A 22976-nucleotide genomic window follows, 5' to 3' on the forward strand; every position below is an offset into this window, starting at 1 on the left:
TGACCGAAGCCTGGCGGAAGGCGAGCCAATCACGATGCTGAAACCATCGACTGGAGAGCCGTGTGCGGGAGAACCGCACGCACGGTTCGGAGGGCGGGGAGGCTAAGCCTTCCCGACCCCTATCAAAGGCACAAGGGCGGGGATCTGTCCCCTGTGGGAGCCACGCTTTGCGGGGCGATGCGCCGCGTAGCGGCGCTGGGCGTCACGAAAGCGGTGGTCGAGAGAGCGTGGCGGTCTTCAACGTACCAGGCAGGGGGCGTGTTGTCGCATCTTAGCGAGACGACCGTCGAGACTCTCGACCTGGTGGCGGGGGCCATCTTCGGTGATGGGCTGAAGCTGGCCATACTGGACGGTCAGCGTCTGGCGGTAGGCGGTCGGCGTCTGGCCGACATGCTTCTGGAAGGTGCGCGTGAAGTAGGAGAGGTCGCGAAAGCCGACGCTGAAGCAGACATCGGTGACCGAGACCCGGGGATTGGCCAGCAGGCGCTGCGCCTCACTGACACGGCGCTTGAGCAGGAATTCCTGGAAGGTGGTACCGGTGAGTTTCCTGAACAGCCGGCTGAGCTGGAAGGCGCTGAGGCCACAGCGTTCCGCCACGTCGGCCTGGACGATCTTCTGATGCAGGTGCTGCTCGATAAAGGTGATGGCCAGGTCGAGCCGTGCGTGCTGGTCGCCGGGGGCCGGGAAGCGGATGCGTGCCTCCGGCGGGATCTGGTTGCTCACCTCCATGGCTCTCCTGGCCCCGTTGGCGGCATGTTGCGGGACCCTCAGCTGGTGGAGCGTGTCCACGACCTCCAGGAACCGGCTCATGTCCACGGGCTGTACGAAGTAGTCCCACACCCGGGTGCGGAAGGCCCACACCGCCAGGCTCTCCGAATGGGCCTGGGTCACCATCAGCAGCGGGACCGAGGCGACACGCTGCTTGGCCTGACGCAGGTCCGCCAACCCCTGGAGATCGGGGTAATCGAACTGGAAGCAGGCCGCAATGGGCGGCCGCTTCGTCATGATCGGGATCGGGTCCTGGCCGGCGTCGACGAGTCTGATGTCATACCCCTTCTGTCTCAGGACTCGGTGGTAGTCATTCTCGTGAGTTTCCTGGAGATTACGAACCACAACCAGCACGTAGTCATGTGCCTGCATGACGAAGGTCCCCCTTGTGCCCCTAGCTGTCGTTACATCCGGTGCTCTTGTTATCATCAAGGCACCCGTTCTTATAACGTTATGTGCTGCGTGCGCTCTGTATACCCTGTTTTCGTCTCATTGTAGCTTTGTGTATCTAGTTGTGTGCTTTTATTTCTCAATGTCGAGGGCTAAAAAAACAGGCCTCAAGGGATGAGAAGAGTCATGCTCACGGAGATGCCGGGGCCACCGTCACCGTCAGGGCGCACTGGTAGCTTCGGCCAGCCGGCCTGGCCACACGCATGGCGCCACTCTGGTAGAATCGCCGGCCGTTGTGTCGATGCGAGGGTGATGCCCCATGTCCCGCCAACCCGATGTCGTGGTGATCGGTGCCGGAGCCGCCGGCCTGATGTGTGCGCTGACCGCCGGCTACGCCGGGCGGCGCGTGCTGGTGCTGGACCACGCCAACAAGGCCGGCAAGAAGATCCTGATGTCCGGGGGCGGGCGCTGCAACTTCACCAACCTGGCCACCGGCCCCGCCAACTTCTTCTCCGACAACCCGCACTTCTGCATCTCGGCGCTGAAGCGCTATCGGCCCGAGCACTTCGTCGAGCTGGTCGAGCGACACGGCGTCGAATACGTGGAGAAGGCGCCGGGTCAGCTGTTCTGTGCCCACTCGGCGAGGGAACTGCTCGGCGTGCTGCTCACCGAGTGCGACTGGGCCGGCGTCGAGATCCGCCTGAAGACCTCGGTGGAGCGGATCGAGCGGGTGGGCGAGGGCATGCGGCTCGAGACCTCGCTCGGGCGCATCGACACCGGTGCCGTGGTGGTGGCCACCGGGGGGCTGTCGGTTCCCACCATGGGGGCCACCGGCTTCGGCTACGACGTGGCGTGCCGGTTCGGTCTCGGAATCACCGAGACGCGCCCGGCGCTGGTGCCCTTCACCCTCACCTCGCACTGGAAGGCGCGGACGTCCGCCCTGGCCGGCCTGTCGTGTGAGGTCCGCGTGCGGACCTTGCGCGACGGCGAGCCCCGGGGGGAGTATCGGGAGCCGATGCTGTTCACCCACCGCGGCCTCTCCGGGCCGGCCATGCTGCAGATCTCGAGCTACTGGGAGCCGGGTGACGAGCTGATCCTCGACCTGCTGCCTGGGCTCGATGCCTTCGAGGCGCTGGCGGCGGCCCGCCGCGACACGCCCAGGCGCCAGCTCGCCGGCTGGCTCGCCGAACGGCTGCCGAAGCGGCTGGCCCAGGCGTTGATCGAGTGGCATGGCGGCGACGGGGTGCTGGCCGAGCGCTCCAATGCGGAGCTGGCCGCCTGGGCATCGCGCCTCAAGGACTGGCGCCTCAAGCCTGCCGGCACCGAGGGGTGGCGCACCGCCGAGGTGACCCTGGGCGGGGTCGACACCCGGGCGATCTCGTCGAAAACCTTCGCCGTCAACGACCTGCCCCAGCTGCGCTTCATCGGCGAGGTGCTCGACGTCACCGGCGAACTCGGCGGCTACAACTTCCAGTGGGCCTGGGCCAGTGGCGTCGCCTGCGGCAATGCCCTGTAGGGAAGAGGGCGCTGTGCCTGTTCTACGTTCTATGCTCTCTAAGGAGATTCCGATCGCCGAAGGAGCTGAGTCATGAGCATGATTTCCGTCCATCACGAGCCCGGGGCCGACGAGACTCCCTTTGCCGAGCGCGTCGTGGAGGAGGCGGTTCGCCAGGCCGAGCTCCTCGGCTGGGAGGCGGTGCGCCTGACCGAGGTGGCGGCCCACCTCGAGGTGCCGATGAACCGGGTGCTGGACGAGTACCGGGATCTCGATGCGGTGGCCAATGCCTGGTTCCGGCGTGGCTGGCAGGCGATGCTCGCCGAGAAGCCCGAGGGCTTCGCCCATTGGCCCGAGCGGGCGCGCCTCGAGCACTGCCTGCTGGCCTGGTTCGGTGCCTTCGCCGACCACCGCCGGGTCACCGTGGAGATGCTGCGCACCAAGGCCCACCTGCCGCACCTGCATACCTGGGTGCCGATGGTCTTCGACCTGTCGCGCACCATCCAGTGGTTGCGCGAGGCGGCCGACCTCGAGGCCCGCTATGGCACCCGCCGCGCCCAGGTCGAGGAGATGGCCCTGACCGCCCTGTTCGTGGCCACCCTGGCGGTGTGGGCCCGCGATCACAGCGAGGGGCAGACCCGGACGCGCCGCTTCCTCGAAAAGCGGCTGAGCCGGGGCGACGGCTGGATGAAGTGGGTGCCCGGCAGGCAGCGGGAGGCGACGACCGCGGCGACCCTCTGACGGGGCGGCCCGGCGGGGGTCACAGGAAGCGGCCGCCGGCGGCGGTGGCCACGGTGACGAGACCCAGGAGCAGGTTGATGCCGATCAGGCGGCGGATCTGACCCAGTGCCCGGCCGCCCCGGGGCCAGTCCTCGCCGGTCACGGCGAGGGTGAGCCGGCGGTAGGGGGCGAACCAGACGTGCAGGAAGATCGCCGTCATGATGAGCCCTAGCAGCAGCATGAGGTGGACATGCCAGCGGGCGCCGCCCATGCCGCCGAATACCGCGAACAGCATCCAGAACCCGGTGCCCAGCAGTACCGCCACGGCGGCCCATACCCAGGGGAAGAAGCGCTGGAAGACGCGCCGCCACAGGGTCAGCCGCTGGGGCGGGTCGAGCAGACTCACGGCCACCGGCCGCAGGATCATCCAGGCGAAGAACATCCCGCCGACCCAGATGACGGCGGCGAGCACATGCAGGGTAAGGGCGATGGCCATGGGCGTCTCCTCTGCGCTTTGTCTGAAAACTGCCTGCGCTCGGTCATACGGCGTTAAAAATCGGCTCAAAGTACTCATTTACACCGCGTAAACTCCGCTTTGGACTCGCGACATCCCTGTCGCTCGCTCTTCGAGCAGCGGAGCTGCCCAAATCGTCAATCCTGACGATTTGTCGCCGATTTTTGCCTTGTCTGACCATCGCTCGGCGACTTTTCGGACAAAGCTTAGGGCGGCGAGCCGCGTCAGGCGGCGGGGGTCAGCGCAGCAGGCGCCGGACGCGCTTGAACAGCAGGGCGCCGGCCGCCAGGCGCCTGGCCACCCGCAGCAGCGAGCGGGGATGGCGGGCCCCCTTGAACAGCAGTACCCCACCCACCGCGTAGAGCGGCGCCTTGAAGCGCATCAGCGCGTGCCAGCCGTCGTCGAGGGGGCGGCTGGCCTCGCGCCAGCGGCTGGCCGCCACCAGGATGTCGATGCGCTGCTGTTCGATGGCGGCCTCGAGGTACGCCTTGCGGTCGGCGACGACATCGGCCCGTCGGGCCGGGGGCCGGGCATCAGTCATGGCGTGAGCGCTCCACCAGCTCGCGGTCGGTAGCCAGGTGCTTCAGCGTGCTGGCGAGCAGGGTCCGGCGGCGGGCCAGCTGGCGTACCCAGAGCGCGAGGGCGATGCCGCTGCCGAGCAGGACCAGGGCACTGACGCCGATGGCGGCCAGCCGATGGGTCTCCCAGAAGGCGACGATCACCAGCGTGGTCAGCGTCCCGATGCCGAGCAGCAGCAGGATCAGGCTGAGCCCGGCGAGCAGCAGCAGGGTGACGAGTCGGGCGCGTTCCTCCTCGAGTTCCAGCACGGCGAGGCGCAGACGCGTCTCGCCGGTGGCCAGCAGGCTGCCCAGCAGGCGCTTGCCGGCGATGAACAGCCGCTGTGCCGGTCCCTGGCTCTCCGCCATCAGCGACGCCCGATCAGCATGCCGATGACGACCCCGACCGCGGCACCGATGCCGATGCTGGTCCAGGGGTTGTCGTGCACGTAACGATCGCAGGCGTCGGCCTGATGGGTGAGGGTGTCGCGGGTCTCGCCGTAGAGCCGCTCGCCGCGGGCCTCGAGGCGGTCGCGGGTATCCTTGAGGCGCTTCTCGGCGCGTTCGCGCAGTTCCTTGATGTTGCTGCGGGAGTCATCGGCGGTGGCGCTGACCAGCTCCTCGATGGTCTGGGTCAGGTGGTGCAGGTCTTCCTTGAGTTGCTGGGCAGACTCATGGGTATTGGGGCTTCGGCTTGCCATCTGGGTCTTCCTCTGACGATGAATGACAGGCTCAGCATAGCAGTCGCCGGGACGACTTCAATAACGGCCCGCCGCGTTCGACGGGCCTTCATGCCGAGCTCAACGGGTCAGGCTGCCGCCGGAGAACAGGGGATTGAGGCTGAAACCGACGCCGAGGCGATGAGAACGGTGATGGTAGTCGATCAGGCTGTCACCATGGCCATAGAAGTACTGGACGTGGCCCCGGATGTTGCCGAACAGTGGCCAGGAGTAGTCGAGCTGGGTGCCCATGTTGCCGGCGCTGGGGTTGCCCCGCCACAGCAGGCTGAGCTCCTGGTCGCCGAAGCGGTGGGCGACGGTGACATCGCCATAGCCCATGTAGCGCTCGATGTCGGGGTTGTCGTCGTCGCCGTCAGATTCAGGCACTCGCCAATGGGGCGCCAGGCTGAATGCCCAGTCGCCGTTGATGAAGGTCGATTCCAGGATCACTCGGTTCCAGCTGCGCGACTGGTCGCCGGAGCGACCGTTGGACTGGTGGTTGAAGGCCACCCGGTTGTTGATGTTGGTCCAACCGAGCAGCGACCAGCGGTTATCGAAGTCCAGAAAGACCTCGGGCTCGTAGTTGGTCTCGCGGAAGGGCGAGGAGGAGTCGGCATTGTAGGCCTGCCACCAGCTGCGCTGGGTGTAAGCGAAGTAGAGATCGCCATTGTCGCGGAACAGGTCGTCGACCAGGTTGAACTTGGCGCTGAACTGAAACTTCACCTCGGCGCGATCCGGGGGGCTGACGCTGTCGAGGCCCTCGCCGTTGGGATAACGGTTGTAGCTCAGCGGCAGCAGATAATTGCGCCGATGCGTGGTGATGGCGTAGGGGTTGAGTGAGGATTCCCTCTCGAGCTGGCGACGCTCCTCTACCTCTTCGAGGTCCTGTTCGACCTCGGCGGAGAGCCGCTCCGCCGGGTCGGTAGTCGCGTCCCTGGCCTGCCGCTCATCCTCGGCCAGTTGCTGGCGCAGCGAGTCGAGTTCGTTGTTCAGGGCGTCGATGCGCGATTCGATGGCGGTCCGCTCGTCCACCGTGAGACGTTCTGCCTCGGCCAGGGCCAGGGTGGCTGGCCCCACCAGCAGCAGTGACAGGGCAAGCAGCGAGACTGAACGGGGGGGGATCATGGCAGTGTCGACCGTGTGTGGCATATGACCGCCGTTCTACCACGCCGGGGGGGCAAGTCAACCGTGGCAATACCACGACGTTGCTGTATCGAGGTGGCGACACATTGCCTTGCGGCGCCAGGAAGCCGAGAATCGCCTGCAGAGGCCGGTCCGGCCAGGGCAATGTCGAAGGAGTCGGTGATCAGGATGCGATGTAGGCAAGGCTCTCGGGGGTGGGGGCTTAACGGGCTGGCCACAATCGGATGGGCGTTGCTGCTGCTGTTGTGCCTGGGGTTCGTCGAGGCCGGTGCCGATGAGACGCTGCCCGATCAATCCATGGTGGAAGAGCGGCTCGCGGCGTTGCAACCCGAGGAGGGCGAGACGCTCAGCGATGCCGACCAGCGCCGCACCGAGATGCTCGAGGCGGTCCTGGAGGGGTTGGAGCAGCTGGCCGAGACCGAGGAACGACTGCAGGCCCTGGAGGAGCGGGTGGAGCAGGCGCCGGCCGAGCTGCTGCGCCTGCAGCGTGAGCAGCTGGAGGAGGAGGAGGCGGCGGCGGCACTGTCCGCTACCGACCTGGACGATGAGCCTCTGGAGGAACTCGAGTATCGTCAGCAGGAGGCGGTGCTCGAGCTGCAGCAGTTGCAGGATCGTCTCGCCGAGGTCAATTCCCAGCTGCTCTCCGCCCAGACCCTGCCCGAGCGGGCCCAGCAGGCGATTGCCGAGGCGATGCAGGCCGTCGAGCAGGCGCGCCGCTCGCTGGACGAGCTTGAGATGCGGGAGCTGGCCGAGGATGATCCGCGGCTCTGGCGGCAACGAGTCGAGCGGCGTCTGGCGGAGCGGACGCTGCGACTGCACCAGCGTGAGCTGGGCACCAATACCCGCTTGCGCGAGATCGCCCAGCAGCGGCGCGACCTCTTGACGCAGCAGGTCGCACGCCAGGAGACCGAGCTGGCGCTGCTGCAGAGCGTCATCGAGCGCAAGCGCCGGCTCGCCTCGGAGCAGGCGATCGCCGATGCCGCGCGGGACAATCCGCTGCTCGAGGCCGGACATCCCGTGCTGGAGCGGGCTCAGCAGATCAACCAGGACCTGAGTCTGGAGCTGTTGCGCGCCAACGATCGCAACAACAGCCTGGTGCGGGACAGCCTGGCGACCCGCAGCCAGCTCGACCATGTGCGCCAGTTGCAGCGCAGCCTCAACGAGCAGATCGAGGCGATCCGCGGCAGCCTGCTGCTGTCGCGGATCCTGCGCGAGCAGCGCCGCTCGCTGCCCCAGGTGGATGCCCGCCGCGATCTGCAGGACGAGATCGCCGACCTGCGCCTGCGCCAGTTCGACCTGGTCCGCCAGCGCGACGCCCTGCGCCAGGGCGAGCGGCTGGCCAACCAGCGTCTGGAGGAGGCGGGCGTCGAGGTCAGTCCTGCCCTGGTCGAGTCGCTGCAGGGGCTCTACCAGTCGCGTCGCGAGCTGGTCGACCAGCTCGAGCAGTCCTACGGTAATCTGCTCAGCACCGCCATCGAGCTGCAGCTCAACCAGCAACAGTTGCTGGAAACCTCCCGGGAGCTGCGCACCACCATCGACGAGCAGCTGTTCTGGATCGCCAACACCCGGCCGCTGGATCTGTCCTGGCTGCGTCAGCTGCCCTCGCACCTGCTCACCGAGTGGGAGGTGGGCGAATGGCGCGAGGTGTTGCCGGTGCACTGGCGGATGCCCGGCGCCGAAGCACTGCTCGGGGTGCCGTTCCTGCTGGTGGTGGCGGTGCTGCTGTGGTGCCGCCGGCGCATCAAGGCGCGCCTCGCCGAGCTGCACGAGCAGATCGGCCGGTTGCGCAGCGACAGCCAGGGGCACACGCCCCAGGCGGTGGCGCTCAACGCCCTGCTGGCGCTTCCCGGGCCGTTGACCTTGGCCGGTGCCGGCGTCGCCCTGGTGGCGGGGGGGCACGGCATCGCCATCGGGCTCGGCCAGTCCTTCTGGCACCTCGCGCTGGCCTGGGCCGTGATCGCCTGGTCGCGGCGTCTGCTGGTGAGGGACGGCGTGGCGACCAAGCATTTCTACTGGTCGGCGGGCTACGCCGCCCGGCTGCGCTGGCTGCTGCTGTGGCTGGGCGTGTCGCTGGTGCCGGTGCTGCTGATCTCGACCCTGGCGCGGGATGGCGAGATCAGCCTGACCCTGCGCCCCGTGGCGCTGGGGCTGTTGCTCGGCGGCCTGGTGGCGATGAGCGTGCTGCTGGCGCGCCTCATCCTCGCCCACACCCCCTTCTTCGGGGTCAAGCTGTTCCGGCTGATCCTCGGCCTGGCCATGGCCGCGGTGCCGCTGGTCTTCATCGGCCTGATCGCCTCCGGCTACGAGTACACGGCGCTGAGCCTGGTGGGGCGCTTCGTGATCACCCTCTACCTGCTGGGACTGTGGATCCTGGTCGAGGCCACCGTGGTCAGGGGCCTGGCGGTGGCGGCCCGCCGGCTCGCCTTCCGGCGCGCCCTGATGCGGCGTCGTGCCCAGGTGCAGGAGGGCGCCGAGGGTGGGCTCGAGGTGGTCGAGGAGCCGCCGCTGGACATGGAGCAGATCAACCAGCAGTCGCTGCGGCTCTCCAAGCTGATCCTGCTGATCGGTTTCGTGCTGCTGCTCTACCTGGTGTGGTCGGACCTGCTGACGGTGCTGCGCTATCTGGACGAGGTGGCGATCTGGGGCGATGGCGACGGCGAGGACGCCGCCTTGGTCACCAGCGCGCTCTCGGTGGCCGATATCTTCACCGCGCTGCTGATCGTCGCGCTGACCCTGATGATGGCCCGCAACCTTCCCGGCCTGCTCGAGGTGATGGTGCTGTCGCGCCTGGAACTCAAGCAGGGCAGCGCCTATGCCATCACCTCGTTGCTCTCCTACGCCATCGTCGCTACTGGTCTGGTGATATCCCTGGCGACCCTGGGCGTGGCCTGGAGCCAGCTGCAGTGGCTGGTGGCGGCGATGGGCGTGGGGTTGGGCTTCGGCCTGCAGGAGATCTTCGCCAACTTCGTCTCGGGGCTGATCATCCTCTTCGAGCGGCCGGTGCGGATCGGCGACACCATCACCCTGGGCAACCTGACCGGCACGGTGAGCAAGATTCGCATCCGCGCCACCACGGTCACCGATTTCGACCGCAAGGAGATCATCATCCCCAACAAGACCTTCGTCACCGATCAGCTGATCAACTGGTCGCTGTCGGACACGGTCACCCGGGTGGTGCTCACCTATGGGGTCGCCTACGGCTCGGACCATCGCCTGGTGCATCGCCTGCTGCGTCAGGCGGCCGACGAGAACCCGCGGGTGCTGGCCGACCCCGAGCCGCAGGTGTTCTTCATGGATTACGGCGAGAGCACGCTCAATTTCGAGCTGCGCATCTTCGTCAACACCCTGGGTGACCGGCTCTATGCCACCGACGAGATCAACTGCCGGGTCGGCGAGCTGTTCGCCGAGCACGAGGTCGATATCGCCTTCAACCAGCTCGATGTGTGGCTGCACCGCGCCGACGGGGCGGTGAAGAAGGTGCAGAGCGCCTCGCTGGGCCAGGTGACCGATCCTGCCTTCCCGCCGCCCGGCGCCAGGGGCGATCCCGGTGATTTCGACGACGGAGACGGTGGTGGCGATGGCGGGCGCTGACGCGCGTGGCCGGTGTCGTCAGCCGGCCTTTGCCTGCCGGAGGGCGTGAAGCAGGAACTCGCGGTTACCGTCGCCGCCGAGCAGCGGGCTGGCCTGCCAGTGCAGGATGTGGAAGCCGAGCGCCTCGCAGCTGGCGCGGATGGCCCGCTCCACCTCGGCGTAGCGGCCCGGGTCGGTGACGATGCCCCGGGCGTTGACGCCCCCCGGCCCCACCTCGAACTGCGGCTTGACCAGGCTGAGCAGCTCGCCACCGGGGGGCAGCAGGGCGGCGAGCTGTGGCAGGATCAGTGTCTGGGAGATGAAGGAGACGTCCATCACCGCCAGGTCGGGGCCATCGGGGGCGTGAGCGGCGAGGGCCCGGCACAGCCGGTCGTCGTCGGCCATGGCGCGGGCGTTGAGGCCCTCCAGGCAGGTCACGCGCGGGTCAGCGCGCAGCTCGGCGTCCAACTGGTCGTGGCCCACCTCCACGCCGATCACGTGACGGGCCCCGAAGCGCAGCGCACAGTCGGTGAAGCCGCCGGTGGACTGGCCCACGTCCAGCACCAGCTTTCCCGCCAGGTCGAGTTCCAGGGCCTCGATCAGCGCCTCGAGCTTGAGCCCCGCGCGCGAGACGTAGCGGTCTTCCGGATCCTCCGTCACCGCCAGGCGAACGTCCTCGGGCAGCTTCTCGCCCGGCTTCCTCAATACCCTGCCGTCATCGGTCAGGCGCACCCGCCCATGGCGGATCAGCCGCTGGGCGCGGGTGCGGGAACGGGCGAGGCCCTGGGTGACGAGCAGTTGATCGAGGCGCGGCATGGAGTCTCCGGCAGCGAGCGGAAGGGCGGGGTTGGGTCGATGCCGATTATGGCATACTGGGTTCATTAGCCGGTTAATCGATGGCGCAAGGAGGGGGCTTGGGCAAGACAAGGGCACAGGCGCTGGCCAGGGCGCTGGCGATCGGCGCCGTCGGGGGCGCGATCTTTCACCTCACCGGCTTGCCGCTGGCCTGGATGCTGGGGCCCCTGGTGGCCAACCTGCTCGCCTCGGCGCGTGGCCACGACGTGCGAGTGCCGGAGCCGTTGCGGGAGGCCTTCCTGGGGGTGCTGGGCATGGTACTGGGCAGCCAGGTAACGCCGCAACTGGCCGAGCGGGTGCTCGACTGGCCGGTGTCGGCGACACTGCTGCTCGCCGGGGTGGCGGTCTCGACGGCCGCGGCGGCGGCCTGGTATCGGCGCTGTGGCTTCGACCCGGTGAGCGCCTGGTTCGCCTCGGCCCCCGGGGCGATGACGGCGATGATCATGCTGGGTGACAAGTGCGGCGGCGAGCCGCAACGGATCGCCATCGCCCAGTCGCTGCGCATCGTGCTGGTGGTGCTGATTCTGCCGCCACTGTTCTGGGCCTACGAGGGCGCCGCCGCAGATGGCGAGACGGTGGTGCGGACGCTGCAGGATCCGTGGCTGTTGCTGGTGCTGCCGGCGTTGATTCCCCTGGGGCACTGGCTCAAGCTGCCGAGTCCGACCCTGCTGGCACCGCTGGTCTTCACGGCGCTGCTCTCCGGATTCGATATCGCCAGTCTGCAACTGCCCGACTGGGGCATGAACCTGATGCTGTGGGTGTTGGGCAGTGCCATCGGGTCGCGTTTCAGGGGCTTGTCGCGTGGCCGCTTCGGCAAGTACCTGTTCCAGGCCGGGGTCGCCACCCTGGTGGCGCTGGTGGTTCTGGCGGTGTTCGCCGAACTGATTCACCAGGCTATCGGCGTACCCCGCGACGTCGCGCTGCTGGCCCTGGCGCCCGGCGGTATCGGCGAGATGGCGATCCTGGCCGTGGCGCTGGATATCGATCCGGTCTTCGTCGCCTTCCATCACCTGTTGCGCATGGTGGCGCTGATGCTCGTCGCCCCCTTCTGGGCGCGCTATCTGCAGCGACGCTACCCCGATGTGCGACGCCCCGGGCAGCAGCCGTGACACTGAACGGCGGTGCGGCTCTATTGCGTTTCTGGCCCGGCATCGGCCTGCAGGTCTGTCGGCGGGATCCGGTCGGCCCCCCAGCTGCGGTGGACATGGCCGGTCACCCGGTCGAGCTCCTCCTGGGTGATCTGGGCCAGTTCGCCGCGCTCCAGCGGGTCGTAGTGGAAGATGTAGAGGCGTGAGGCGAACTGCTCGAAGGGCAGCGACGATTCGCCGAAGCGCTCGCTGTTGCCGGCGGTGCTGACCTTGATGCCATCGCCCCAGTCCTGGCCGCTGTCGTTGTTGGGGTTGAAGAAGTAGACCCGCATCACGTCGTTGGGGTCCAGCGAGACCCGCAGCACGGTGATGGCATGCCAGCCGATGAAGCGCGCGGCGCTGTCGGTGACGGCGATGCCGGCCGGCTGGGGGTGGATCAGCGGCTGGTTACCGTTGTAGTAGGGATGGTAGCTGGCATAGAAGTGGCGCAGGAAGTCGTCCAGTTCGTGGAGCTGGCCGGTGGCCACGTCGACGTTGATGCGAAAGCCGCGGCCCGACCACCAGCCGTGGAACTCCGGGTTGACCCAGCGGTGCGGGTCGCCTTCGCGCCCGATGCAGCGACGTCCCATCTCCGCATAGATCCGGTCCAGGTGCGGCACCACGATCAGCGACACCGGGTCGAGGTCCATGGGCAGGGTCTGGGCCACGCCGGAGAGACTCGCCATGGAGGAGAGCGGCATGCCTTCGAAGTGCATGATGATCTCGTCGTCACGGGCCGCCCAGGCCACCATCTGCAGCAGGTAGTCCGGATCGTTGTAGGCCCACATGGAGAGGGCCCGGGCCGATTGGCAGGTGGGGTTGTTGCCCTGGCCGACGCCCAGCGGCAGCCCGAGCATGCACAGCACGCCCTCGAGCAGGCGTGCCCGGGGCGAGATGGCGTCGCCATAGGCCAGGTTCAGCCGCGCCTTGGACCACTCGGAGAGCGATAGCCCCAGCTGGCGCCACATGGCCGGCGCCACCGGCGGTTGATAGAGGATGCCGCGCTCGAGCATCAGCGCCAGGCCGTAGGCCGCCTGGGGCGAAGCCGGGTGGACCGCGCCACGGATCAGGGCATGGACCAGCTCTTGGTAGCAGAGCAGGCAGTCGCGGCCGGTGGAGGAGAGCCCCAGTGACTCGGCCAGCAGGTGATCGCCCTGGTCGAGCAGATGGCGCAGCAGCACCGGGTGGTAGGGCGACACCAGGCCGGTATCGTGCATGGCCCGGGCGAAGCCGGTGGCTTCTCCCTGGAGGGCGACGGTGTCCATGCTCGAGAGTCGCTCGCGGTAGACCTCCAGGCCGGGATCCTCGCGAGTGGCCCGGGTCGGGCCGAACAGCGAGCTGACCAGGCGGTCGGCCCCCTGGCCACTGCTGCCCAGGTCGATCTCCGGGTTGGCCTGGCAGATGGCGATCTGGGTGATCATCTGCTTGACCGGCTCGACCTGGATCGGGCGCTGCTGCAGGATCCGCCAGATCTCCTCGATCAGCTTGTCGATGATGTGTTCGTAGCCGATGCGCTCGGCCAGGTGACGGAAGAGGTGACGCGGGACCTGCGCCAGGCGGCCCTGTGTCTCGCGTTCGGCCTCGCTGGGGGCGCCGAACAGCAGCCAGAGGTTGAGTGCCATCACCTGGGTCAGGTAGTGATGGGCCTGCTCCGCCGAGACCTGCGGATGCAGGAACTCGCCATTGGCCACGGCCAGCAGGCGCAGCTCGCTCAGGGCCTCGATCACCACGGTGTTCGGGTCGGGGCTCTTGAGGGCGTGAGTCGTCAGGGAGGGCACCAGGTACTGCGGGCTCTCCCAGTCGGAGCCATGGAAGACCCCGGCCTCCTCCAGGGCCCTGGCGCGGGCCTCCATGGCGGCGGCCCCCCCCTCCTGGAGCAGCACGCGACGCGCGGTATCGAGCACGCGCGGCAGCTTGCCCGGTTTGGCGAAATCACGGGACTCGGCGAGCAGGGTGGTCGCCTCGTCGAGCTTGGCCAGCAGGCCGGCGAGCTTGTCGTCGCCTGCCGGCGGGTCGCTCGTGTCTTGCGTGTGTCGGTGCGTCGTCACGCCGACTCCTTGTCGTCAGGCCGTCATCATCCCCATGACGCCTTCATTGGCCTGATAAATCAAGCTCAGACATAGAAATCAAGCTCTTCCATGTGCTTGAGCAGCTCTTTCATGCGCGCGGCCTCGTCACCCTTGAAGTAGATCAGCCCCCAGTGGGTACCGAACGCCGTGCGCTTGGTAACGGTCTCCTCGACGGGCGGGGTCAGCTCGTGGGACTCGAAGTAGGGGTCGTCCTCGACCTCTTCGGGAATCTCCAGCTTGCTGACCACCCGGCGGCGCGGGTAGACGCCGAAGCAGCCGGCGTAGCCGTCGGCATCGACCACCTCCTTGGGGAAGAAGGACTTGACCTCCTCCCAGGTGCTCTTGGGGTCGAACACCAGCATGCTGGCCTGGTAGGCGTTGAAGCCGTAGACCCGCTCGAGCAGTTCGAAGACCTTGAACCCCGGCGGCCGGTAGGCGACCTCGCCGAAGTACATCTCGCCGTCGCTGGTGACGAAGTACTCGGGGTGGATCAGGCCGAAGTCGATGTCGAAGGCCTTGATCAGCTTCTCGATCTGGGTGGTGATCTGCGGGCGATACTGCTCCAGCTCCGGCGAGGCGGGCACGAACACCGAGTAGCCCAGGGTCACGTATTCCGAGATGTTGAGGAAGGCGATCTTGCCGTTGTGGATCCAGGCTTCCACGGCGAACTCCCAGCCGTCCAGGTGCGACTCCATCAGCACCGGAAACTCCTCGTCGGGAATCGTATCGACCTCGTCGGGGGTACGGATCACCCGATGGCCCAGGCAGCCGGCCTTGTCGAAGGCCTTGAGGTGGATGGGGTCGTTGGGGTCGCCGTCGAGCTTGAGCAGGGTCTGGTTGACCCGCTTGAGGAAGCGGATGACGTCGCCCTTGTCGTGGGCCTCCTCGAAGATGCCCACGCGAATGCCGCCGAGCTGGGCGCGGCGCTTCATCAGCGCCTTGTCGCGGAGCAGAAGCGACTGACCATAGAGCCGTGGTTTGTCGAGCAGCAGCGAGTTGATGGCGCCGGCCCACTCCACCGTTTCCTCGAACAGCGGGATGGCCACGTCGACCCCCATCTCCTTGAGCGTCTCGGCGATCTCCATGGAGCGATCGTTCAAGCGTTCGAAGTTCCAGGGGACATGGGGGATGTCGTGTTTCTGGCAGTACTCCTCCGCCCAGTCCGGCGCGACCACCACATAGCGTCTGTCGAAGTTCTCGGCGGCTTCGATGGCGTTCAGGCTCCAGCCCAGCAGGGCGATGTAGCCCTTGTTCGGATCCTTCTTCATGGGGTGCCTCCAGAGGTCGGCAATGGATGAGTCCTCCCTGACTGGCAGAGACTGTCGGAAGGAAGTGAATGCCTTTCACCATACACCAGGGAGCGGAGGGTGACATCCTGGCCTGCTGTGGACCCGGTCCGATGGGCGCTGCCCCTTGCCGCCGCAACGGGCCGCTGTTATAGTGCCGGCGCACTCGACAAGTGCTTGATGCGACGTCGAGTTCGGTGCCTCGAGTATGCTCGGGAGTGCACCTGCTGTGGTGGCCCCGTCGGTCCTCCCGCAACGCTAGACCGCAAACCCCGCCAGGCCCGGAAGGGAGCAACGGTAGTGGTGGACGCGTGTGCCGGGATGTGGCTGTCGGGGCCGCCTCCATTTCGGGCCCCTGCCTCTCTCTATCCTGATCGTCACCTTCCTGTCCTGATCCTCACCTTCCTGTCCTGATCGTCACCTTCCTGAGGGAGGGCGTCTCAGGGTAACGACACCTCGGCCAAGAGGAAGTCGCGGATGAAGTGGTGTCGGCGCTCCTGGACCAGGCGCAACACGATGCCCATGTCCAGGTCGAGGTAGTCGTGAACGATACGGTTGCGCAAGCCGATCACGGCATTCCAGGCCTCGAGATCCTTGGTGTTGATGTGCTTGTGCAGGGCCAGGGAGGCGAAGGCGTCATAGGCGGAGATGGGCACCCCCTCCTCGGCGACGGCGGCACGCATCGCCAGGTTGGTGCGATGCAGGTCGACGAGGTCGACTCGGGTCTCGTCGATGGCAAGGGCCCGGGCCAGGTGCCGGCGCAGCGTCTCGTGGCGCGCCAGCGCCTGGAGCGGATCCTCGGGCTGTTCCCGCCACTGGACGGCGATGTCCCAGTCGCTGTCGGCATGGGCCTGGCCGGTCGCTTGGCTGCCGATCAGCGCCGCAAAATCGAGGCCCTGTATCCTCGACAATGCCCCCTCGAGTGTTGCGATTTCCTTTGCGTACGCCATCGGGAGCCCTCCTGGACGTTATTTCTCATTGTCGGTACCGATCACGGTGGTGGCAACCGGTGGCTTAAGAGGGAAGTAGCCGCTGCTGCACCCAGCGCCAGTCCAGCCGCTCCTGCTCCAGTCGCAGGCGATCGCCCCAGCGGTGCTCCACCAGACCCCGATAGACCTCGGCTTCCTCGTGGCACAGCCGGCACAGATCGGCGCGGGTGGGGCTGGGTTCGCTGACGCAGAGCGTGCGGTGCCTCTCCAGTGTCCTCACGTCCATCATCAATGACCGTGCCTCGGGGTAGTGGCCGCGCAGCCGGTCGAGGATGGCGAAGCCGTGGGTGTCGATATCGCCCCAGTAGCTGACGCGTGCGCGGACGAGCCAGGGGATGCCGGCGAGCATCTCGACGCCCATGCCCAGGCCGAAGATCGCCACCGTCCCCTCCCGGGGTTCCAGGGCCCAGCCGGTCTGCTGGTTCTCGACGATCAGCACCTCCTCGGGCTGCCAGTCCAGCGCGGCCAGCGCATCGCGTTCCAGCTGCAGCAGTCGCTGGCCGCCGAGACGGGCGGCCAGCCGATCGTCGAGCACCTTGAGGGGGATCATCCGCGGTGCCGGTCGCAGCCCGATGGCGGCAGGAAAGTCGGCCGCCGCTCCGTTGCCGCGGCCCTGGATGGCGAGCCACCAGCGCAGCAGCCGGCCGCGGTGGGCCTCCAGCCACTTGGTGTCCAGGCCGGCCAGGGGGATCTGGCGCGGATAGAGGCCGCTATTGGGGTTCGCCTCCAGCCAGTCCAGCAGGGCGATGAGCCGCTCGAGCTCCGTCTCGGCCACCTCGTCCAGCCAGTCGGCCTCCGCGGCCAGGCGCTCGGTCAGCGAGGGCCAGCGGGCGGTCAGCCGGGTGAAGCGCGCCTCCAGGTGTTGCCAGGTAGCGGCCCGGCCCAGGGCGGCGGCCACCTCGGCGGGTGCGGCCAGCACCAGGCGTACCGGCAGGGGCTGGCGGCCCAGTCCCGGCCACTGGCGTTCCTGCCACTCCACCCAGGGGGCCAGCGGCGAGCACCGCCATGCCTCGACCCAGCTCTGCACGGCCGGCCAGTGATCGCGGGCCTGCTGCTGGGTGGGGGCGCTCAGCGAGACGCCCAGGGGCCACTGGCCCTCGCCGCGCAGCCAGCGACCGCGCTGGTTGCGCCAGCGCCCGGCCAGGCGTGCAAGGACGGCGTCAGGGGCGGTCAGCGGCATGGGGTTCCGGCTCCGTCCGGGGGGCGGTGCCACCGACGCGGCCCGGCAGGTCGAGGCGCCCGGTCTGGACGTCGTAGGCCACCGGCAGCAACGCCGAGCGGTTGCGTTCGCTGATCTCCACCAGGCAGGCACCGCCGATGAAGGGCTCCAGGGTGCTGATCGACTTGAGCGGCGTGGCCACCACCATCTGGAAGCCGAAGCGCTGGAAGATGCGCATGGCGGTGGCGGTGAATTCGTGGTCCGCCTTGTCGAAGGCCTCGTCGAGCACCACGCTGGCGTAGCGCGGCCAGCCCTCGTCGCCGCCCAGCTGGAAGCTCAGCGCCGCCGCCAGGCAGGTGGTGGCGAGCTTCTGGCGCTGGCCGCCGGACTTGCCGGCCCCGGAGCGGAACACCTCCAGCTGGTGGCCCTCGGCGTCCAGCTCGATGGCCATGAACTCCACGTGGAAGCGCACGTCCAGCACCTGCTCGCGCCAGCGCTGGTCTTCCGCGGTGCGCCCGGCCAGCTGGGCCACCAGCTCCCGGAGTTGGGCGAACTGGGTCTCGGCACGCTCGGCATCGTCGGTCAACTGGTGGCTGAGGATCTCGGTCAGCTGGCGGCGGAATTCACCGACCCGCGGCAGGTCGCGCTCGATCAAGCGGATCTGCAGGTGGGTGCCGGGGTTGAAGCTGGCCTGGGCCAGGCTGGCGTTGACGTCCTCCAGGCGGCTGCGGATCAGCTTGCGGGCATTACGCAGCTCGGTGTCCAGCGCCACCAGGTTCTGGCGGCTCTGGCGGTTGAGCAGTTCGAAGAAGCGCGACTCGAAGGCCGGCAGGTTGTCCTGCTCGATGCGCGCCAGACGCTCGAAGTAGCCCTCGGCGTCGGCCAGGGTGGTGCCGTGGTCGCTGGCCTCGGCGCTGAACTCCCGCTGGAAGGCCGCGAAGGCGCCGGTGATGAGGTTCTCGTCCTCCTTGGCCTGCAGCGCCAGCTCGGCGATGGCCTTCTGCAGGGCGTTGTCGACGCGGCGCAGCTGCCTCTCCAGGGTCTCCAGGCTCAGCTCGCCCTGCGCCTCGAAGCGCGCCGCCAGCCGCGCCCGGCGCGTCTCGTCGAGCTCGAGGTCACGCTCCCGGCATTCGGCCAGTCGGCGCTCATGGGCCGCCTGCTCCTTCGCCAGGTTCTGCAAGGTGGCGCGCAGATCGGTCAGCTGTTCGCCCAGTGCCACCTTCTGCCGCAGCGCCTCGTCCAGCTGACGCTCGATCCGGGCCAGGGCGTCGCTGCCCTCACGGATGGCGCGCAGTTCCTCGCCGGCTTCGCGCTCCCGGGCACGCAGGCCGGCCACGTCGACCTGCTCCCAGCGCACGGCCCGCAGCCGGTGACAGGCCTGCTGGCGATCGCCGTCGCGGCGACGCTGCTCCTCGAGGTCGGCCAGGGTCGCGTCGATCTCGTCGCGTTCGGCTTCCAGGGTGGCCGCCTCCTCCTCGAAGAGGGCGAGCTTCTCGCGGTTGTCGAAGCCCAGCACCCAGTCGCGAGGATCGTCGAGGGCGATGTCGTCGCCCTTCTCGAAGCGGGTGTCGCCCTGGCGCACCAGGCCGGCGCGGGTCACCGCCCGGGCGTGCCGGGCCAGTTCGTGGGGGCGTTCCACGCAGTGGTGGTCGTAGTCCTGCTGCAGCCGGGCCGCCAGCCAGCCATGCCAGTCGTGGTCCGGCTTGACGCTGACCCGGGCCGGCAGCTGGTCGGGGCCGGCCAGGGCGCCGTGGGGCGGCAGGGCCCCGGCGTCGACCCGTTGCCAGGCCAGCCGGTCGCCCAGGTCGGTGGCCTGGGCATGGCGCACCAGGGCCTCGGCGCGGCGCTCGTCCACCAGCAGGGTCAGGGCCAGGGGGCGCAGCACCCGCTCGAGGGGGCCGCGCCAGTCGCGGTGGGGCTCGTCGACCTGCAGCAGCTCGCCGGCGAAGGGCAGGGCGTCCTCGCCGACGTTCAGGGCCCGGGCCAGCTCGCGGCGCAGGGCCTGCAGCTGGGCGGGGATATTGCTGGGGCGGCGGCGCAGGGCCTCGATCTCCTGGCGCAACTGGCCGAGTTGCGTCTCGAGGGCGCTGCGCCGGGCCACCAGGGCATCACGATGCCGCTGGGCCTGCTGGGTGGCGCGCTCCAGCTCGGCCAGCCACTGCTCGGCCCTGGCCTGGTGCTCCCCCAGCCCGGCGGCGTCGCCGACCGGCGGCAGGGCGAGGGTCTCCAGGTCGCGATCCAGTTGGGCGCGCAGCGGCAGGGCGGCCTCCAGGCGGGTCCCGAGCTGGCGGAGCTCGCGCTCCAGGGTGGCGATGGCGTCCCCACCCTGGGCGCGGCGCTGCTCCTTGAGCGATTCGATACGCGCCTCCAGTTCGTCCAGGCGCTCGGCGATCTCCGCCTGGCGGGCCTGGTCGGCGGCGCGGCGCCGGGCCAGCTCGGCCAGGCGCGCTGCCAGCAGGCTCTCCTCGCGCTCCAGGCGGTAGGTCTCCAGGGCCTCGCGATCCCCGTCCAGGGCACGGGCATCGGCCTCGGCGGCCAGCCAGCGCTGGTGGGCCTCCCGGGCCGGACGCAGCAGGTCGCGCTGGCGGCGTGCCTTGACCACCGCCTGGTGGGCGGCGTCCAGCTCGTCGAACTCCTCCACCAGGCGCTCGGCGGTGGCGAAGGTCTCGGGGCGGTCGAGCATGAAGTGGCGCAGGAACTCGTTGAGGTCGCCGAGGTTCTTGGCCGACTGGGTCTTGTGCAGCAGGCGCAGGGCGGTCTCGCTCTCGATGCCCAGCAGGTGGCGGAAGCGCTCGGCATAGGCGGCGAAGTTGCCCTCGACATGCTGCACGTCGGTGAGGCGTTGCTTGAGCCGGCGCAGGTCCAGGTCGAAGCCCTCCAGCTCGCGCAGCGAGAAGGCCCGTTCGGCGAGCATGAAGTGCTTGCGCAGGCTCTGCGCGGCCGTGGCGGTGCCGGCGATCCAGTAGAGGTGTACCAGGGTCACCGTCTGGCCCTGCGGCGTGGCGAAGGTGAGTGCCAGGGCGGACCAGGTGGCCCCGGGGCGCAGGTACTGGGTGGCGACCTCGCCGGTGGCGTCATCCTCACGGTCGGCCCAGGCGCCGCGCACATAGGAGACCAGGTTGCGGTCGCGGCCACGCCGCGCGTTGTCCCGGGCGGCGGCGTTGAAGTCGACCCAGCGCGGCGGGGTCAGCAGGGTGGAGATGGCGTCCAGCAGCGTCGACTTGCCGGAGCCCGAGCGGCCGGTGATCAGGAAGCCTTCCCGGGCCAGGTCCAGCTCGTGCAAGCCGTCGAAGGTGCCCCAGTTGAACACCGCCAGGCGGGTCATGCGGAACTGGGCGGCCTCACGGCTCTGCGCCAGGGCTTCGGGATCCTCGAACAGGCCGCCCTGCAGGGTGCTCAGCTCCATGCCGCCTCCTCGTCATCGTCCTGGTCGTCTTCCGGGCGCTCCTCCCAGGCATCCTCGGCAGGCGGCTCGTCGAGGCCTCCCTCGGCCAGCCGCCGATACTCGCGGCTCAGGGCGCCTATCTCCTCGGCGGAGAACAGCAGCTTGAGGATCGGGGACACCTCGAAGCGGCTGTCGCTGCCGCGCAGCTTGCGCAGGATGCTGTTCTTCTTGGCCTTCTCGATGGCGGCATCGACCCGCTTGCGATGGCCGAAGGCGTCGGTGCTGTCCTGGCGGCGGAAGGGCGCCAGCTGTTCGTGGAGGTCGTCGAGTTCCACCACGGCGCGCTCGCCGTGGCGGGCAGCCTCCGTCAGCTGCTGGCGCAGGTGCAGCAGCAGGGCCGAGTCGATCAGGGTCAGCCGGGTACGGCGCAGCAGGCGCGGGGCCTCCAGTTCCCCGGTATCGGCCTGGCGCACGAAGGCCACTTCCTGCTCGCTGTCCACCACCAGGGTCAGGAACAGCTCGGAGAGCCTGACCCGCAGGCGCGCTTCCTCGCGCAGCAGTACCGGCCACAGCTGGCCGTGGCGGCGAGCATCGAGCACCGGGCCACTGAGCAGCTTGACCAGCACCCGGCGCGCCTCCAGGGGCAGCTCGCCTTGGTCGCCGGGGTAGAGGCCTTCCGCCTCATCGCGGGGCTCGCCCGGTTCGGCTTCCGGGGCCTCGTCGCCTTCCAGGGAGGGAGCGACCGGCACGTCCCCGGGGGTATCAGGCGAAGAGCTCATCGCAGTTCTCCCGTTCGAAGATCATCAGGGGCAGGCGCCCGCGGCGGATCAGGCCGTCGCTGCCTGCCCAGCTCACCGCCTCGTGTTCGCCGCGGATCGGCGTGGCGTGGCGATGAGCCAGTACCAGCAGACCGATGATGCTACCCAGCCCCTGGTCGGGTGGGTAGTGGTCGAGCACCTCGGCCAGGGTCAGCCGTGGGTATCGAGTCAGCAGGTCGCGCAGCTGGCGGGTCAGGGTAGTGAAGTCGATCTCGGCCTGGCGCACCAGGTGGCCGATGCTGTCCAGCGAGAGGTCGGCGGCCTCGCCCTCGTCCATCCGGCCGGCCACCCGGTGCTGCACCGGATCATAGAGCCGCCACTGGGACGGCGAGGCGATCTCGGCGCTGGTCAGGGTCAGGTCCTGGCCCAGGCGTGTCAGGGGCGGCAGGTGCCGCGAGAGCGCCAGCGCCTGGCGCTGGGCCTCGCGCAGCCGGGCGAGCAGGCGGCGCTGCTCGCGGAATTCGCCGCTCTGCACGAAGTGCTTGAGGCTGCGCGCGAAGCGCTGCTGCACCTCGTGGACCTCGCCACCACGCTTGAGCAGCGCCTGGGGAAGATGCATCAGAAAACGCCGCGCGGCGGGGTCCAGGGCCGCGACGAACTCCCGGGCCAGCAACTGCTCCAGGGCGTCTTCCAGGTCGGCGTTGGCCACCGGGTCGGTGAGCAACTGCCAGAAGGCCTCGAAGCTGCGACCCGCCTCGCTCTCGGCGATCACGTCGACCCCGTCGAACAGCGCCTCCAGCACCTCGCCGCGGGCCTTCTCCTCTTCGAGCAGCTGCTCGCGCAGCTCGCGGTGCAGCGACTCGAAGGCCTGGGCCACCTGGCCGAAGTCGCTGGTCAGCTCGCCGGCCAGGTCGAGGACCTCACGGGCCCGCTCCAGCGCCCGCTCCGGCGCCATGGGCTCCAGCTCGCCGGCCTCCAGGGCCTCGAGCTGGGCATCGAGGCGCTCGCGCTGGGCCAGCAGCTGGCGACGGCGCCGTTCGGTGTCCGGATCGGTCTCGTCGGCCAGCTGGCGCAACTGCTGGGCGACCAGCGATAACCGGCTCTCGGTGGTGGCACTGCGCGGCGAGGCCATGCCGCGGATGATCTGGATCGCCTGGCTGGCGGCAGGCGAGAGGCGGTACTCCTCCTCGTTGCTGCCGGCGGGCAGGAAGCGCTCCAGGTAACCCGCCGTCAGCCAGTCGCCGACATAGCCGCGGGCCGTCTGGGGAAGCTCCTGGCCGGCATCGCGCAGCGCCTGCAGGTCGCGCTCGATGCGTTCCAGGAACAGCGAGGCGGGCAGACGGGTCTGGCTGCCGTGGAGGTGCTCCTCCAGCAGGCCGAGGATCACCGGCGCATGCTGGGCCCCCAGCAGCCGCCAGGCGGTGGACTCCCGCAGGCGCTGGTAGTCGAGAACCTGGCGCCGGGCGCTCATA

Annotated in this window: 18 protein-coding genes and 1 other RNA gene; 5 read left to right on the forward strand and 14 right to left on the reverse strand. The window is 68.8% G+C overall.

The window, feature by feature from the left end:
- Positions 1-237: 237 nt before the first annotated feature.
- Positions 238-1140, reverse strand: a complete 903-nt coding sequence (locus tag AC5W54_RS20375) for a helix-turn-helix transcriptional regulator (RefSeq protein WP_495963929.1) — start codon at positions 1138-1140, stop codon at positions 238-240.
- A gap of 337 nt (positions 1141-1477) precedes the next feature.
- Between AC5W54_RS20375 and AC5W54_RS20380 the strand changes: the two genes are divergently transcribed.
- On the forward strand, positions 1478-2674 hold the full coding sequence (locus tag AC5W54_RS20380; RefSeq protein WP_495963930.1) for a BaiN/RdsA family NAD(P)/FAD-dependent oxidoreductase: 1197 nt from the start codon (positions 1478-1480) through the stop codon (positions 2672-2674).
- A gap of 72 nt (positions 2675-2746) precedes the next feature.
- Positions 2747-3394 (forward strand): hypothetical protein, encoded by a 648-nt coding sequence (locus tag AC5W54_RS20385; protein ID WP_495963931.1) that lies wholly within the window; start codon positions 2747-2749, stop codon positions 3392-3394.
- 19 nt (positions 3395-3413) lie between these two features.
- On the opposite strand, the gene AC5W54_RS20390 is transcribed toward AC5W54_RS20385, so the two are convergent.
- From AC5W54_RS20390 to AC5W54_RS20410, 5 genes are all read right to left on the reverse strand, one after another.
- Positions 3414-3869: a DUF4149 domain-containing protein gene (locus AC5W54_RS20390; RefSeq protein ID WP_495963932.1), complete on the reverse strand. Its 456-nt coding sequence runs from the start codon at positions 3867-3869 to the stop codon at positions 3414-3416.
- A 256-nt stretch (positions 3870-4125) separates the two neighbouring features.
- Complete coding sequence (locus tag AC5W54_RS20395) at positions 4126-4428, reverse strand: YqjK-like family protein (protein ID WP_495963933.1); 303 nt, start codon at positions 4426-4428, stop codon at positions 4126-4128.
- Entirely contained in the window at positions 4421-4813 is a 393-nt protein-coding gene (locus AC5W54_RS20400) for a phage holin family protein (protein ID WP_495963934.1), read from the reverse strand. The genes AC5W54_RS20395 and AC5W54_RS20400 overlap by 8 nt, the downstream gene beginning before the upstream one ends.
- The gene (locus AC5W54_RS20405) at positions 4813-5145 is read right to left on the reverse strand and encodes an ElaB/YgaM/YqjD family protein (RefSeq protein WP_495963935.1); all 333 of its coding nucleotides are present in this window, start codon (positions 5143-5145) and stop codon (positions 4813-4815) included. The genes AC5W54_RS20400 and AC5W54_RS20405 overlap by 1 nt, the downstream gene beginning before the upstream one ends.
- Before the next feature lie 99 nt (positions 5146-5244).
- A complete protein-coding gene (locus AC5W54_RS20410; RefSeq protein ID WP_495963936.1) occupies positions 5245-6288 on the reverse strand; it encodes a phospholipase A in 1044 nt (347 codons plus the stop codon).
- Positions 6289-6474: 186 nt separating this feature from the next.
- Here AC5W54_RS20410 and mscK point away from each other — a divergent pair, with 186 nt between their 5' ends.
- Complete coding sequence (gene mscK, locus AC5W54_RS20415; protein WP_495963937.1) at positions 6475-9897, forward strand: mechanosensitive channel MscK; 3423 nt, start codon at positions 6475-6477, stop codon at positions 9895-9897.
- Positions 9898-9915: 18 nt separating this feature from the next.
- Here the strand turns inward: mscK and AC5W54_RS20420 are convergent, their stop codons facing one another.
- Entirely contained in the window at positions 9916-10692 is a 777-nt protein-coding gene (locus tag AC5W54_RS20420; RefSeq protein WP_495963938.1) for a TlyA family RNA methyltransferase, read from the reverse strand.
- Between the two features lie 98 nt (positions 10693-10790).
- Here AC5W54_RS20420 and AC5W54_RS20425 point away from each other — a divergent pair, with 98 nt between their 5' ends.
- Positions 10791-11840 carry an AbrB family transcriptional regulator gene (locus AC5W54_RS20425; RefSeq protein ID WP_495963939.1) on the forward strand — a complete coding sequence of 350 codons (1050 nt, stop codon included), beginning with the start codon at positions 10791-10793 and terminating at the stop codon, positions 11838-11840.
- Positions 11841-11860: 20 nt separating this feature from the next.
- Here AC5W54_RS20425 and AC5W54_RS20430 read toward each other — a convergent pair whose 3' ends face one another.
- Together AC5W54_RS20430 and AC5W54_RS20435 are read right to left on the reverse strand one after the other, a co-directional pair.
- Positions 11861-13906, reverse strand: coding sequence for a hypothetical protein (locus AC5W54_RS20430; RefSeq protein ID WP_495963940.1), 2046 nt, complete (start codon positions 13904-13906; stop codon positions 11861-11863).
- A 65-nt stretch (positions 13907-13971) separates the two neighbouring features.
- A complete protein-coding gene (locus AC5W54_RS20435) occupies positions 13972-15195 on the reverse strand; it encodes an ATP-grasp domain-containing protein (protein WP_495963941.1) in 1224 nt (407 codons plus the stop codon).
- Positions 15196-15452: 257 nt separating this feature from the next.
- On the opposite strand from AC5W54_RS20435, the gene ffs reads away from it, so the two are divergent.
- Positions 15453-15549, forward strand: an RNA gene (gene ffs, locus AC5W54_RS20440) — signal recognition particle sRNA small type.
- 104 nt (positions 15550-15653) lie between these two features.
- Here ffs and mntA read toward each other — a convergent pair.
- The 5 genes from mntA to AC5W54_RS20465 all read right to left on the reverse strand — a co-directional run bounded on the left by mntA (position 15654) and on the right by AC5W54_RS20465 (position 22975).
- A complete protein-coding gene (mntA, locus tag AC5W54_RS20445; RefSeq protein ID WP_495963942.1) occupies positions 15654-16163 on the reverse strand; it encodes a type VII toxin-antitoxin system MntA family adenylyltransferase antitoxin in 510 nt (169 codons plus the stop codon).
- Between the two features lie 64 nt (positions 16164-16227).
- Positions 16228-17382 carry a Wadjet anti-phage system protein JetD domain-containing protein gene (locus tag AC5W54_RS20450; protein WP_495963943.1) on the reverse strand — a complete coding sequence of 385 codons (1155 nt, stop codon included), beginning with the start codon at positions 17380-17382 and terminating at the stop codon, positions 16228-16230.
- Complete coding sequence (locus AC5W54_RS20455) at positions 17363-20767, reverse strand: ATP-binding protein (protein ID WP_495963944.1); 3405 nt, start codon at positions 20765-20767, stop codon at positions 17363-17365. The genes AC5W54_RS20450 and AC5W54_RS20455 overlap by 20 nt, the downstream gene beginning before the upstream one ends.
- The gene (locus AC5W54_RS20460; protein WP_495963945.1) at positions 20758-21525 is read right to left on the reverse strand and encodes a DUF4194 domain-containing protein; all 768 of its coding nucleotides are present in this window, start codon (positions 21523-21525) and stop codon (positions 20758-20760) included. Before AC5W54_RS20460 ends, AC5W54_RS20455 begins: the two co-directional genes overlap by 10 nt.
- Entirely contained in the window at positions 21509-22975 is a 1467-nt protein-coding gene (locus AC5W54_RS20465) for a DUF3375 domain-containing protein (protein WP_495963946.1), read from the reverse strand. The genes AC5W54_RS20460 and AC5W54_RS20465 overlap by 17 nt, the downstream gene beginning before the upstream one ends.
- Between the last annotated feature and the right edge of the window lies 1 nt (position 22976).

The sequence above is a fragment of the Halomonas sp. LMYGS-3 genome (assembly GCF_059509875.1).

What these genes read in the sequence shown, in the direction of transcription:
- AC5W54_RS20450 (WP_495963943.1), bottom strand. Translation starts at nt 17,382, where the DNA reads ATGCCGCTGACCGCCCCTGACGCCGTCCTTGCACGCCTGGCCGGGCGC.
- AC5W54_RS20395 (WP_495963933.1), bottom strand. Translation starts at nt 4,428, where the DNA reads ATGACTGATGCCCGGCCCCCGGCCCGACGGGCCGATGTCGTCGCCGAC.
- AC5W54_RS20405 (WP_495963935.1), bottom strand. Translation starts at nt 5,145, where the DNA reads ATGGCAAGCCGAAGCCCCAATACCCATGAGTCTGCCCAGCAACTCAAG.
- AC5W54_RS20400 (WP_495963934.1), bottom strand. Translation starts at nt 4,813, where the DNA reads ATGGCGGAGAGCCAGGGACCGGCACAGCGGCTGTTCATCGCCGGCAAG.
- AC5W54_RS20455 (WP_495963944.1), bottom strand. Translation starts at nt 20,767, where the DNA reads ATGGAGCTGAGCACCCTGCAGGGCGGCCTGTTCGAGGATCCCGAAGCC.
- AC5W54_RS20465 (WP_495963946.1), bottom strand. Translation starts at nt 22,975, where the DNA reads ATGAGCGCCCGGCGCCAGGTTCTCGACTACCAGCGCCTGCGGGAGTCC.
- mscK (WP_495963937.1), top strand. Translation starts at nt 6,475, where the DNA reads ATGCGATGTAGGCAAGGCTCTCGGGGGTGGGGGCTTAACGGGCTGGCC.
- AC5W54_RS20380 (WP_495963930.1), top strand. Translation starts at nt 1,478, where the DNA reads ATGTCCCGCCAACCCGATGTCGTGGTGATCGGTGCCGGAGCCGCCGGC.
- AC5W54_RS20420 (WP_495963938.1), bottom strand. Translation starts at nt 10,692, where the DNA reads ATGCCGCGCCTCGATCAACTGCTCGTCACCCAGGGCCTCGCCCGTTCC.
- AC5W54_RS20460 (WP_495963945.1), bottom strand. Translation starts at nt 21,525, where the DNA reads ATGAGCTCTTCGCCTGATACCCCCGGGGACGTGCCGGTCGCTCCCTCC.
- AC5W54_RS20410 (WP_495963936.1), bottom strand. Translation starts at nt 6,288, where the DNA reads ATGATCCCCCCCCGTTCAGTCTCGCTGCTTGCCCTGTCACTGCTGCTG.
- AC5W54_RS20375 (WP_495963929.1), bottom strand. Translation starts at nt 1,140, where the DNA reads ATGCAGGCACATGACTACGTGCTGGTTGTGGTTCGTAATCTCCAGGAA.
- mntA (WP_495963942.1), bottom strand. Translation starts at nt 16,163, where the DNA reads ATGGCGTACGCAAAGGAAATCGCAACACTCGAGGGGGCATTGTCGAGG.
- AC5W54_RS20390 (WP_495963932.1), bottom strand. Translation starts at nt 3,869, where the DNA reads ATGGCCATCGCCCTTACCCTGCATGTGCTCGCCGCCGTCATCTGGGTC.
- AC5W54_RS20435 (WP_495963941.1), bottom strand. Translation starts at nt 15,195, where the DNA reads ATGAAGAAGGATCCGAACAAGGGCTACATCGCCCTGCTGGGCTGGAGC.
- AC5W54_RS20385 (WP_495963931.1), top strand. Translation starts at nt 2,747, where the DNA reads ATGAGCATGATTTCCGTCCATCACGAGCCCGGGGCCGACGAGACTCCC.